At 73.5% G+C, this 12,774-nt stretch carries 7 protein-coding genes; 5 read left to right on the top strand and 2 right to left on the bottom strand.

Annotation, left to right across the window (positions count from 1 at the left end; translation table 11 throughout):
• The first annotated feature begins 34 nt into the window (after positions 1-34).
• The 4 genes from KY498_RS08490 (at position 35) to KY498_RS08475 (ending at position 8,820) form a co-directional block, all read left to right on the top strand.
• Positions 35-3,016, top strand: a complete 2,982-nt coding sequence (locus KY498_RS08490) for an immunoglobulin-like domain-containing protein (RefSeq protein ID WP_061781974.1) — start codon at positions 35-37, stop codon at positions 3,014-3,016.
• Between the two features lie 87 nt (positions 3,017-3,103).
• Positions 3,104-4,570, top strand: a complete 1,467-nt coding sequence (locus KY498_RS08485; RefSeq protein ID WP_061781973.1) for an MFS transporter — start codon at positions 3,104-3,106, stop codon at positions 4,568-4,570.
• Positions 4,571-4,625: 55 nt separating this feature from the next.
• Complete coding sequence (locus KY498_RS08480; RefSeq protein WP_191007932.1) at positions 4,626-5,774, top strand: exonuclease SbcCD subunit D; 1,149 nt, start codon at positions 4,626-4,628, stop codon at positions 5,772-5,774.
• 28 nt (positions 5,775-5,802) lie between these two features.
• Positions 5,803-8,820, top strand: coding sequence for an AAA family ATPase (locus KY498_RS08475; RefSeq protein WP_191007933.1), 3,018 nt, complete (start codon positions 5,803-5,805; stop codon positions 8,818-8,820).
• 3 nt (positions 8,821-8,823) lie between these two features.
• Here KY498_RS08475 and KY498_RS08470 read toward each other — a convergent pair whose 3' ends face one another.
• Positions 8,824-9,798 carry a hypothetical protein gene (locus tag KY498_RS08470; RefSeq protein WP_191007934.1) on the bottom strand — a complete coding sequence of 325 codons (975 nt, stop codon included), beginning with the start codon at positions 9,796-9,798 and terminating at the stop codon, positions 8,824-8,826.
• Positions 9,799-9,993: 195 nt separating this feature from the next.
• Between KY498_RS08470 and KY498_RS08465 the strand changes: the two genes are divergently transcribed.
• Positions 9,994-10,581 (top strand): hypothetical protein, encoded by a 588-nt coding sequence (locus tag KY498_RS08465; protein WP_101305598.1) that lies wholly within the window; start codon positions 9,994-9,996, stop codon positions 10,579-10,581.
• Between the two features lie 79 nt (positions 10,582-10,660).
• Here the strand turns inward: KY498_RS08465 and KY498_RS08460 are convergent, their stop codons facing one another.
• Positions 10,661-12,721, bottom strand: a complete 2,061-nt coding sequence (locus KY498_RS08460) for an NAD(+) synthase (protein WP_101305599.1) — start codon at positions 12,719-12,721, stop codon at positions 10,661-10,663.
• Between the last annotated feature and the right edge of the window lie 53 nt (positions 12,722-12,774).

Genomic DNA, 12,774 nt, shown 5'->3' with positions numbered 1-12,774 from the left:
GACACCACCTACCCGAAAGAGAAAGGTCTCGACGATGAGATCAGCACTGCTCCCGCCTGCCCCCGCGGCATCCGGGCGTTCGTCCCGCCGCGCGGTCGCGGCCGCCCTCGCCGGTGTGCTCGCGCTCACCGGCGTCGGCCTCGCGACCCCCGGTGCCGCGTCGGCCGCCGGCGTGCCCGCCCCGACCGCGCACTACGACATGTCGCACAGCGGCACGACCCTGCTCGACGTCTCCGGCAACGGGCGCAACGCGACGCTGACGGGCCTCACGGACGGCTCCTTCGCCGACGCGGGCGGCGACGCCGTCCTGCGCTTCCGCGCCGACGGCTACGCGTCCCTCCCGTCGGGGCTCATCACCGCGGCGGACAACGACTTCACGGTCGAGTACACGGTGTCCACGCAGACCTCCGCGAACCACTTCGGCTGGGTCATCGGCGACGGCGTGGGCGCGTGGAACACGACGGCCCTCGGCAACCACATCTTCCTCAGCCCCCGCTCGGCTCAGGGCGGCTACACCGACCAGGTGCTGTCCGCGATCCGCGTCAAGAACGGCGGCAGCAACGGCGAGAGCCGTCTGCCGGCCGGCGGCGGGCTCAACCCCGGCTTCACGACCCTGACGATGGTGGGCTCGGGCAGCACGCTGACCCTGTACCGCGACGGCGTGCAGATCTCCACGCTCACGCACGCGCTCTCGCTCAGCTCGATCATCCCGACGGGCTCGGTGCTCGGCTACCTCGGCCGCTCGCTCTACCAGGGCGACCCGCTGCTGAAGGCGGACGTGTCCGACGTCAAGTTCTGGGACGTCGCGCTGTCGTCCTCCGACGTGTCGGCGAGCATGCCGACGGCGCAGCAGAAGAGCGCGACCACGTCGGCGCTGCTGCGCGGTGACGTCCTCGCGCAGATGCTGGGCTCCAACGCCTCGCTCTCGAGCGTGTCGTCGAACCTGACGCTGCCGGCGACGGTGAACGGCGTCTCCCTGACCTGGTCCTCCTCCAACCCGTCGGTCGTGTCGACCACCGGTGTGGTCTCCCGCTCCATCGGCGCGAACACGGCCGTCACCCTGACGGCGCAGACGGGCCTGTCCAGCACGCTGACCTTCGACGTGACGGTGCTCGCGCCCAGCGTCGCCGCCGACCTCGACGCCATCACGCTCGCGTCGCGCACCACCGAGAACCTCCCGCTGGCCACGAAGGGCGCCGTCAACGGCGCCGCCATCACGTGGACCTCCTCGGACGCGTCGCTGGTGACCCCGACCGACCCCGGCTACACGGCGCCGGCGGTCGGCGCGGCCGATCCGTACCGCGGCGGCGGCATCGTCGCGCGGCCCGCCTACGGCGCGGGCGACCGCACCGCGACCCTCACGGCCCACGCGACGCTCAACGGCGCCACCGCGGAGCGCAGCTTCACCGTGACCGTCGCCGAGCACGGTCGCTGGGCTCCGGATGCCGGCTACGCGGCGGCCTACTTCAAGTCCGACAGCGACGAGAAGATCTACCAGGCGGCCACGTCGGGCAACGACTTCTTCACGTTCTCGCCCGTCAACGGCGGCAACGCGGTCATCACCTCCACCGCCGACACGAAGGGCCTGCGCGACCCGTACATCCTCCGCTCGAAGGACGGCGACAAGTACTACATGGTCGCGACCGACCTGTGCATCGGATGCGGCACCGGCTGGGGCCCCGCCCAGTCGGCGGGAAGCCTGAAGATCGAGGTGTGGGAGTCGACCGACCTCGTCACCTGGAGCCGCACGAACGGTGAGAACACGGGCATCACCGTCAACCAGCCGGCGGCGGGCATGACCTGGGCGCCCGAGGCGTACTGGGACGACGACCTGCAGTCCTACGTCGTGTTCTTCGCGTCGCGGCTGTACTCGGATGCCAGCCACACCAACAGCGACAACCTGTATGCGCGCATGTTCTACGTGCTGACGCGGGACTTCCGCACCTTCACGTACCCGCCGACGAGCTGGCAGGACACCGGCTACGCCCGCATCGACTCGACCGTCACGAAGATCGGCGACTACTACTACCGCTTCACCAAGAACGAGGAGGGCGGCGCCGCCGGCACCCTCGAGGCGGGCAAGGACATCTTCCTCGAGCGCTCGAAGGTGCTCACGGCGCCCACGACCGCGTCGAGCTGGACGGCCGACCCGTCGACGACGTGGCAGCTGGTCGACACGCACATGACCTCGCTCGAGACCGGGCAGGCGGGCGAGGGCCCCGAGATCGTCAAGCTCAACGAGGGCGACCCCAACAACACGGGCGACGGCTACGTCTTCCTCGTCGACAACTACGGCGCGGGCGGCTACCGGGCCTTCCTCACGAGCGGCGGCGCCATCGCCTCGAGCACGCAGAGCGACCGGCTGTCGCAGCGGTCGACGTGGAACGTGCGGGCCACCGGCGGCCTGCCCGCCAGCCCCCGGCACGGCGCGTTCGTGAGCGTCACCCAGGGTGTGCTCGACGCGATGCACGCGTGGACCGGCGTCTCCGCGGTGGCCTCCACCACCACGCTGAGCGCCCAGGGCCGCGAGGTCACGGCGCGCGTCGCCGCGGCGGACGGCGGCGACGTCGTCGGCACGGTGACCTTCTCCGGCGGCGGCTGGAGCGCCACCGTGGCGCTGTCCGACGGTGCCGCCCACGTCGAGGTGCCCGGAACGGTCACGGCCGTCACGGCGCACTACGACGGCTACCGCGACGGGCTGGTCAGCGCGTCGACGTCGGCATCCGTCTCGTTCGGGCCGCGCATCGCCGTTGCCGCGACGACGCGCTGCGTGCTCGGCAAGGTGGTCGAGGTCGTCACCGTGACGAACAACGAGACCGTCGCGGTCTCGGCGGCGCTCGCGAGCCCGTCCGGCGCGAAGACGGTCTCCGTCCCGGCCGGCAAGAGCGTGTCGACGACGTTCACCACGCGCGAGAGCGCGCTGGCGGCGCACACCGTGACCGTGACGGCCACGGCCGCCGGCAACGCGTCGTCGACGGTGCAGACGGCGACGGTGGCGGCCGCCTCCTGCCGCTGATCGCCTGAGGGGAGGGGTCCGCCGCGAGGCGGACCCCTCTTCCCGTTCCGCGGCCGCCCCGCCGCGCAGGGACGCTAGCGTGGGACGGTGACGAGTCCCGCAACGGCCAGCATCCCCCTCGACAGCGCTCAGCGGTGGCGCGCCTTCTGGGTCTGCGTCTCGGTCGCGGCGCTGACCATCCTCGATCTGAGCAAGGTGAACGTCGCGCTGCCCTCGATCGAGAAGGCGCTGGGCGCCGGCTCGACCCAGCTGCAGATCGTCGTCTCGGGCTACGTGCTGATGTTCGGGCTGGCGCTCGTGCCCTTCGGGCGCCTCGGCGACCAGCGCTCCCGCAAGACCCTGTTCCTCGTCGGGCTGAGCCTGTTCCTCGTCACGAGCATCGTGTGCGCCGTCGCGCCCACCATCGAGGTGCTCATCGCGGGCCGCCTCGTGCAGGGGCTGGCGGCCGGCATCCAGATGCCCCAGGTGCTCGGGACCATCCAGCAGATCTTCGTCGGCGCCGAGCGCGGGCGCGCGTTCGGCCTGTTCGGCGCGACGATCGGCATCGCGACGGCGATCGGCCCGACGCTGGGCGGGCTCATGATCGCGCTCGGCGGAGCCCAGGACGGCTGGCGGTGGATCTTCTGGATCAACGTGCCGCTGTGCGCGCTCGTGATCGCGGGCGTGCTCGGACTGCTGCCGCGCACCCGCCGCTCGACGCCCGGGCGGCTCCAGCTCGATCCCGTCGGGCTCGTGCTGCTGGCCTTCACGATCATCACGCTCATGTGGCCGTTCCTGTTCACCACCGGTGCTCCGAGCGACGACCCGCGTCGGTGGTGGTCGCTCGTGCTGTTCGTGGTGTTCGTGACCGCGTTCACGTGGTGGGAGCGGCGCTACGCGGCATCCGGCCGGTCGCCTCTCGTGCCGTTCTCGCTCTTCTCGATCTCGTCCTTCCGCAACGGCACGCTCGTGGTCACGACCTACTTCACCGCGATCCCGGCGATGTTCCTGCTCACGACGCTGTTCCTGCAGACCGGGGTCGGCACCGAGCCGGTGTTCGCGGGCATGGTCTCGATCGGCTTCGCGGTCGCCAGCGCGATCACCGCCTGGTTCGGCGGCAACCTGGTCGCGCGGCTCGGGCGGCCGCTCGTGGTGTGGGGCCTGGTGATCGTGCTCGTCAGCGTCGCGGCCCTCGCCGTCGTCGCCTACACGGTGCCGGCCGGGGTCGTCGAGTACGCGATGGCGGCGGTCATGGTCGTCGCCGGTGCCGGCGCCGGACTCGTGGTCGCGCCCAACCAGACGCTCACCCTCGCCGACATCCCCACCCGCGCGGGCGGGTTGGCGGGATCCGTCGGCCAGCTCGGACAGCGCGTCGGGACCGCCGTCGGCACGGCGATCGGCCTGTCGCTGTTCTACTCGACGATCTACCGGGAGAAGGGCGAGGGCCACGACGGGCTCGAGGTCTTCCACAACGCGTACGCGTACGGAATGGTCGCGGTGGGCGTCTTCGTCGCGATCGCCCTGCTGATCGGCGTCATCGATCTCGGGGTGCGGCGCCGCGCGGCCCAGGACTGAGGGCTCCGCCGCGGGCCTTCCGGGCGATGTCGCCGGCTCCGCCTACCGTGGAGTCATGCGCATCCTGCACACCTCGGACTGGCACATCGGGCGGACCTTCCACGGTCATTCCACGCTCGACGCGCTCCGCGGGGTGCTCGAGGCGCTCACGCGACAGGTGCGCGAGCACGACGTCGACGTCGTGATCGTCGCCGGCGACGTCTTCGACTCCGCCGCTCCGGCCGCCGCCTGCTACACGCTCCTCTCCGACACCCTCCGGGCGCTCGCCGACACCGGGGCCCAGGTCATCGTGACCAGCGGCAACCACGACTCGGCCGCGCGTCTGGGCTTCCAGGCGGGCCTGCTGCGCGACGGCATCCACGTGCGGACCGACCCGGAGCGCCTCGACGAGCCGATCACCGTGTCCGATGCGCACGGCCCGGTGCACTTCTACGGCATCCCCTACCTCGAGCCGGCACTGCTGCGCGCGTCGTGGCCCCAGGCGCGCACGCACGCCGACGTGCTCGGGCACGCGATGCAGCGGGTGCGCGCCGACCGGGCCATCCGGGGCGGGCGCGCGGTCGCCATCGCGCACTGCTTCGCCGCGGGCGTCGAGCCGACCCCCCACCTCGAACGCGACATCCAGCAGGGCGGGCTCGACGTCGTGCCGCTGTCGGTGTTCGACGGAGTGGACTACGCGGCGCTCGGACACATCCACGGCCGCCAGCGGCTCGCCCCCCACGTGCGCTACGCCGGCGCCCCCCTCCACTACAGCTTCGGCGAGGGCGACAAGCCGCGCGGGTCGTGGCTGGTCGAGCTGGATGCCGAGGGTGCGGCCGAGGCGACGTGGCTCGCGCTGCCGGTGCCGCGCCGGCTCGTCACGCTGCGCGGCCCGTTCGCCGAGATCCTCTCCTCTCCCGCGCACGCCGCGGCGCAGGACGCGTGGGTGAGCGTCGAGTACACCGACGCGCTGCCCGAGCGCGATCCGCTGCGCCGCCTCCAGGAACGGTTCCCGTTCTGCGCCAAGGTCGTGCACGCTCCGGCCGTGGTGCGCAGCGACGACGGGCGCTCGTACTCCCAGCGCGTGCGCGCCGCGCGCAGCGACGCCGAACTCGTCGACGCCTTCCTCACGCACGTGCGGGAGGGCGAGGGCGCGACGGCGCGCGAACGCGAGCTCCTCGGCGACGTCCTCGACGAGCGCATCCGCGTCGAGGCGTTCGCGTGATCCTCCTCCGGCGTGCGGAGCGACGGTCATGAAGCTGCACCGGCTCGAGCTCACCGGTTTCGGTCCGTTCCGCGACACGCAGGTGGTCGACTTCGACGCCTTCGACGACGACGGCCTGTTCCTCATCTCCGGGCGCACCGGCACGGGCAAGTCCAGCATCCTCGACGGGGTCAGCTTCGCCCTCTACGGCACCGTGCCCCGCTACGAGGGCGGCGAGAAGCGGCTGCGCAGCGACCACGCCCACCCCGCCGACCCCACCGAGGTGCGGCTGGAGTTCACGGTGGGCGCGCGGCGGTGGCGGGTGACGCGGGCTCCCGAGTACGACCGTCCCGCCAAGCGCGGCGGCGGTCTGACGACGGCGCCGGCCCGCGCCGAGCTCGACGAGTTCGTCGACGGCGCCTGGGTCGGCCGCGCCGCCAAGCCGCGCACCGTCGGCGAGGCGCTGGGCGAGGTGCTGGGGCTGAACGCCGCGCAGTTCCAGCAGGTCATCCTGCTGGCGCAGAACAAGTTCTCGCGGTTCCTGCTCGCTCCGGGCGACGAACGCCAGACGCTGCTGCGCACGCTCTTCGGCACACGGCGCTTCGAGCGCTACCGTGACGACCTGGAGCAGCGCCGCCGCGACGCCGCCGATGCACTGAAGGCCGTAGACGGACGGGCCCGCACCCTCCTGGGCGAGGCCGAGCGTCTCATCGGCGCCCACGGTCTCGAGCCCGCCGACGGTGCGAGCGCGGCCGACGCGCCCCTGCCCGAGCGGCGGGCCGCCGCCGAGCGGGCGCTCCAGCGTGCGCAGTACCGCGTCGAGCAGGCGGACCTCGCACGCCGCAGCGCCGACGCCGCCTCCGAGGCCGCGGCGGCGGCGCACGCCGCTCTGCAGGCGCGCGCGGAGCGCGGGCGCGAGCGCGCGGCGCTCCGCGAGAGGCTGAGCGGGCTCGAGGAGCGCTCCGCCGCCGTCGACGCCGACCGCCGGCGCCTCGCCGACGCGCGGGCCGCCGCACTGCTGCGGGCGCCGGGAGATGCCGCGGAGCGCGCCGACCGTGCCGCCGCGCCGGCCGCGGCGGATGCCGCGGCGGCCTGGCGACGATGGACCGACGGCGGGGGAGACGCCGACGCCGATGTGGCGGCGCTCGTCGACACCCTCACCGGAGACCTCGTGCGGTGGGAGGCCGCCGCCGCGCACGAGCGCGAGCTCGACGAGCGGGCGGCCGCGCACGTCGAGACGACGCGCGTCGTCGCCGACCTCCGCGCCGCGTGCGACGCCCTCGACGAGCGGCGCGCGGGGGTGCCGGCCGCGCGCGCCGCCCTGGACGAGCAGATCGTCCGGGCGGAGGCCGGTGCGGCGCGCCGCGACGAGCTCGACGCCGAGCGCGCACGGCTCCGTGACGTGCTCGACGCCGCACGCCGCGCCGAGGCGCACACGGACGCGCTGACCCGCGCCGAGACCGCGTACGCCCGGGCGTCGGCGGCGACGGAGGCCGCGGCGGCCGAGGTCGGCGCCCTGCTGCGCCGGCGACTCGCCGGGGCCGCGGGCGAGCTCGCGGCCGCTCTGATCCCGGGCGAGCCCTGCGCGGTCTGCGGCTCGACGGCCCATCCCCGTCCCGCACACAGGGGCGACGAGCCGGTGACGGACGAGGTGCTCGCCGCCGCCGAGCGTGCGCGCGACGCCGCCGTCGCGGCCGAGGGGACCGCCCGCGAAGCCGCGGCCCGCGTGCGCGACGAGCTCGCCCAGGCCCGGGCGGAGGCCGCGGGCCTGGAGGTGGCCTCGGCCGAGGAGCAGCTCGCGAGCACCGCCGCCGCGGCCGCCGCGGCGGCGCAGGCCGCTGCCCTGCTCGACGAGCTCCACGCCCGCCGCCGCGAGCTCGATGCCACCGCCGCCCTCGCCGAGACCGAACGCGCGCGCGTCGCCGACGACCTCGCCGCCGCCCGCGAACGGCTCCGCGGCCTCGAGAGCGACATCGCGCGGCTGACGGCAGCCGTCGTGGAGGGGCGCGGGGGCTTCGACAGCGTCGCCGCGCGGATCGCCGCGACGGCGGCGGAGCGGGATCGGGCGCGCGCCGTCGTGGCCGCCGTCGCCGCGCGCGATGAGAGGCTCCGCGTCCGCGACGCGGCGACGGCCGAGTTCGAGACCCGCCTCGCGTCGTCGCCGTTCGCGGATGCCGCCGCGGTCCGTGCGGCACTCCTCGACGACGCCGGCATCGCGCAGCTCGACGCCGAGGTCGCCGACCACGCGGCCCGGCTGACGGCGACGCGGGCACGGCTGCTCGAGCTCGAGCTCGACGCCGTCGGCGACGAGATCGATGCCGAGGCGCTCGCCCGTTCCGCCCAGGCCGCGGCCGCGGCGGACGCGGCCCGCGCCGAGGCGATCGCCGCGCACACCGGCGCGGACGGTGTCGCCGCACGCCTGGACGATCTGCTGCGGCAGGTCGATGCGGCACTGGTCGCGGTGCAGGAGAGCGGCGAGGACGCCGCCGCCGTCATCCGCCTGGCCGACACGGTCGCCGGTCGCGCGCCCAACACGATGAAGATGGATCTGGAGACGTTCGTGCTGGCCGCCGAGCTCGAGGAGATCGTCGCCGCCGCCAACGTCCGGCTCGCCGAGATGTCGTCGGGCCGGTACACCCTGCACCATTCCGACGCGCGTGCCGCCCGCGGACGGGCATCGGGACTCGGCATCGACGTGCTCGACGCGCACACGGGCCGACTGCGCTCGCCCCAGTCTCTCTCCGGCGGCGAGACCTTCCTCGCCTCGCTCGCCCTCGCCCTCGGTCTGGGCGAGGTGGTCACCTCGCGCGCCGGCGGCATCCGCCTGGACACCCTCTTCGTCGACGAGGGCTTCGGCTCCCTCGACCCCGAGACGCTCGAGCTCGCCATGCGCACCCTCGACGACCTCCGGGCGGGCGGGCGCACCGTCGGCGTCATCAGCCACGTCGAGGCGATGAAGGAGCAGCTGCCCGCCCAGATCCTCGTGTCCTCGACGTACGAAGGGCCGAGCGTCATCCGTCAGGATGCCGCCCGGCCCTCGGCCGAGAGCGCGCGCGAGGCGCGCTGAGCGCTACTGCAGGTAGGTCTTCGCGGAGGCCAGGATCTCCTGGTACAGCGTGCGCAGCAGGTCGGCGGCGCTCTCATCGGCGCCGATGCTGGTGATGGTCTGCTGGACGAGGTCTTCGACGCCGCTGTCCCCGGTCACCAGCAGCGTCTGGCCGATGATGATGAGCGACTCGTCGGGGAGCACCTCCTCGATGACGTCCGGCGTGGCGGTCGGGTCGACCTCGGCGAAGATGTCGTTGACCTTCGGGCGGACGTCGGCGATGAACGCCTGCTCGGCGGCGGTCTCCTCGGCCGCGTCGGCCTCGCTGTCGTCGGTCGGCAGACCGGCGCCGGGCGTGACCTCCGCCGACGGCGTCGCGGAGGGGGCCAGCACGTCGTCGATCGACGACCCGGCCGCGGAGAGGCCAAGAAGCACGATCGACCAGATCAGGGCGAACGCACCGATCGTCGCGCCCACGAGCGACAGCACGAGCGCCGTGATGCTCAGCGGCTTGCCGCCGTAGCGCTTGCCGGCCAGCCCGACGATCGAGAAGATGAAGCCCGCCAGCAGCAGCAGACCGCCGATGAGCACGGCCACGAGGCCGACCCACGGCACGGGCACGAGGCCGACGAGGCTGAGGATCGTTCCTCCCGCCGCCAGTCCGAGCGCCGTCCACGCGATCGCCTTGGACCGGGTGTCGGGCTGTCCCGGCTGCGGAGGGACGGGGCCGGGCGGCACCGCCCCGGGCTGTCCGAACGGCGCGGCCGCGTATCCGGGCTGGCCGTACGGGGCTGCCGCGGGCGGCACGGGAGGCAGCGGGGGCGCCGTCGGCGCGACGTACGCGTCGCCGTAGCCGCCGGTGGCCGGCGGGTAGACCTCGGTCGGCTGGGCATCCGTGGGGTAGGCCTGGGTGGGCTGGTCGTCCGCCGGAGCGGACGCGGCGGCATCCGGGGTGTCGCCGGGGGCGCCGTCGGGGTCGGTGGGCGGAGGTGTCGACATGCACTTTTCCTTCGTCTTGTCCGTCACGGCGCAGCACGGCTCTCCGTGGAGAGGATGCGCGGATACATAGACACTATCGAGTGCGCCCCGCTCCGCGGGCTTTCTCACGCCGCATCCCCTCCCTGCGGGAGGCCGATGTGGGTCAAGATGGGACGGCGTGGCAATCCCCGTCGGCACGGGGGAAGGAAGGACGACATGACACTCACCTCGGTACTCCTGGACACCCCCTCCTCGGTTGCGGCGCGTCTCGGGTGGGATCCCGGCACGAGCGTGCACGATCGCCGCCGCATCCTCGCGAAGGAGCTCATCGCCGCGCGTCTCGGCTGCGACATGACCGAGATCCGCATCGAGCGCGAGGCCCCGCGCGGCTTCGGCTACCACACGCGTCTCATCGCCTCGCGCGACGGGCAGGAGCTGCCGATCGCGATCGTCACGGCGAGCTATCGCGCGGCGACGGTCGTCGCGATCTGCGACCCCGGCCTGCCGCTGGGCATCGACATCCGCGACATGACGCCGGAGCAGGCCGACATCCGGCTGATGCAGAAGCACTCGCACCTGTTCGACCCGAACAACATCCCCGACCTGTTGCAGCACTGGGTGCGCGTGCAGGCGGTGCTCGAGGCCGACGGCCGCGGGGTGCGCGTCGCCCCCGAGCGCGTGCGGCTGGACATGGGGCGGCTCAAGGGGTGGATCCCCGACCGCAACATGAAGTACACCCTGGTCGACGCCTCGCGCGACAGCTGGGTCATCACGGTCGCGATCGGAACGCTCCCCGCCGCCTGAGCACCGCCTTCATCCGTCCCCTCGCGTCGCCTCGTGCGGCGCGACACGACGACACGGGACGGATGAACGGCGACGGGGGTCAGGCGGGCGGCAGCGCCCGGTCGAGCTCGGCGAGCCAGACCGCGGGGTTGCCGTCGCTGGGGGCGCGCCAGTCGCCGCGCGGCGACAGCGAGCCGGCCGCGAGCACCTTGGGGCCGTTGGGGATCGCCGTGCGCTTGAACTGGGCGAAGCCGAAGAAGCGGCGCAGGAACACGCGCAGCCAGCGCACGACGGTGTCGCGGTCGTACGCGTAGCGGTCGGATGCCGGGAAGCCGGGCGGCCACGTCCCGGCATCCGCGTCGCGCCAGGCGCGCTCGGCGAGGAAGGCGATCTTCGACGGACGCAGGCCGTAGCGCAGCACGTGGAACAGCGTGAAGTCGTGCAGGGCGTACGGACCGATCGTGTCTTCGGTGGACTGCACCTTGCCGTCCTGGCCCGCCGGGACGAGCTCGGGGCTGATCTCGGTGTCGAGCACCGACTGCAACACGGCCTTCGCCTCGTCGGTGAGGGCGGTCCCGTCGCCGTCGGAGTGGGCGATCACCCAGCGGATGAGGTGCTGGATCAGGGTCTTGGGCACGCCCGCGTTGACGGCGTAGTGGCTCATCTGGTCGCCGACGCCGTAGGTGGCCCACCCCAGGGCGAGCTCCGACAGGTCGGAGGTGCCGACGACGAAGCCGCCGTTCTGGTTCGCGAGTCGGAAGAGGAAGTCGGTGCGGGCGCCGGCCTGCACGTTCTCGAACGTCACGTCGTAGACCGGCTCGCCGTCGGCGAAGGGATGGCCGATGCCCGTGAGCAGTGCGGTCGCCATCGGACGGATGTCGATGGTCTCGATCGACGCGCCGATCGCCTCGGCGAGGGCGATCGCGTTCGACTTCGTGTGATCGCTCGTCGCGAAGCCCGGCATCGTGTAGGCGAGGATGTCGCTGCGCGGGCGGCCCATCCGGTCCATCGCGCGGGCGACCACGAGCAGGGCGTGGGTCGAGTCCAGGCCGCCCGAGACGCCGATGACCGGCTTGGGCGAGCCGATCGCGCGCATGCGCTGCTCGAGGGCGGAGACCTGGATGCTGAACGCCTCGAAGCAGTCCTGGTCGAGACGGGCCGCGTCGTCGGGGACGAACGGGAAGCGGTCGAGCGCGCGGCGCAGACCGATGTCGGATGCCGGGGGGTCGACGGTGAAGGCGACCGTGCGCGCGCCGGGCGCGCTGACGCGGCGGTTGTCGTCGAAGGTCCCCTGCCGGAGCCGGTCCTGGCGCAGGCGGTCGAGGTCGACGTCGGCGACCGAGGAGCGCGGGCCGTCGGGGAAGCGCTCGCTCTCGGCCAGGAGGGCACCGGACTCGTAGATCATCGTCTGGCCGTCCCACGACACGTCGTTCGTCGACTCGCCGATCCCCGCCGCGGCGTACACGTAGGCGGCGTTGCAGCGGAACGACTGCGCCTTCGCGAGCAGATGCCGGTCGTCGGCGCGGGCGACCGTGATGGGGCTGCCGGACAGGTTGAGCAGCACCGTCGCGCCGGCGAGGGCGGCGGCCGAGGACGGCGGGATCGGCACCCACATGTCCTCGCAGACCTCGGCGTGCACGACGAGCCCGGGCACGTCGGTCGCGGCGAACAGCAGGTCGGCGCCGACCGGCACCTCCTGACCCGCGAGGACGGTGGCGGCCGGGGCGCCCGCGCCGGCGGCGTACCACCGGGCCTCGTAGAACTCGCGGTAGGTCAGCGGGTAGCTCTTCGGGACGACGCCGAGCACACGGCCGCGGTGGATGAGGACCGCGCAGTTGTACACGCGGGCGTCCAGGCGCAGCGGCGCGCCGACGGCGATGAGCGGCCGGAGCTCGGTCGACGCCTCGACGAGCGTCGCGATGGCCGCGTGGACGGCGTCGAGCACGGCATCCTGCATGACGAGGTCGTCGATGGCGTATCCGCTGAGGCAGAGCTCGGGGAAGACCGCGACGGCGACCGCGTCGTCGCTCAGGGCCCGGGTCGCATCGATGACCGCCTCGGCGTTTCGCGCCGGGTCGGCGATGGCGACGGGGATCGTGGCGGCGGCGACGCGCGCGAAGCCGTGCCGGTAGACGCTCTCGAACGGCAGGTTCTCGATCACGTGTCCAGTCTGGCAGGTGCACGGCGCTCCGGCGGGTGCGCGGCGGCCCGCGG

This window comes from Microbacterium sp. PAMC21962 (genome assembly GCF_019443465.1).
GTDB lineage: Bacteria > Actinomycetota > Actinomycetes > Actinomycetales > Microbacteriaceae > Microbacterium > Microbacterium hominis.
This window is presented reverse-complemented; position numbering and strand designations above follow the sequence as displayed.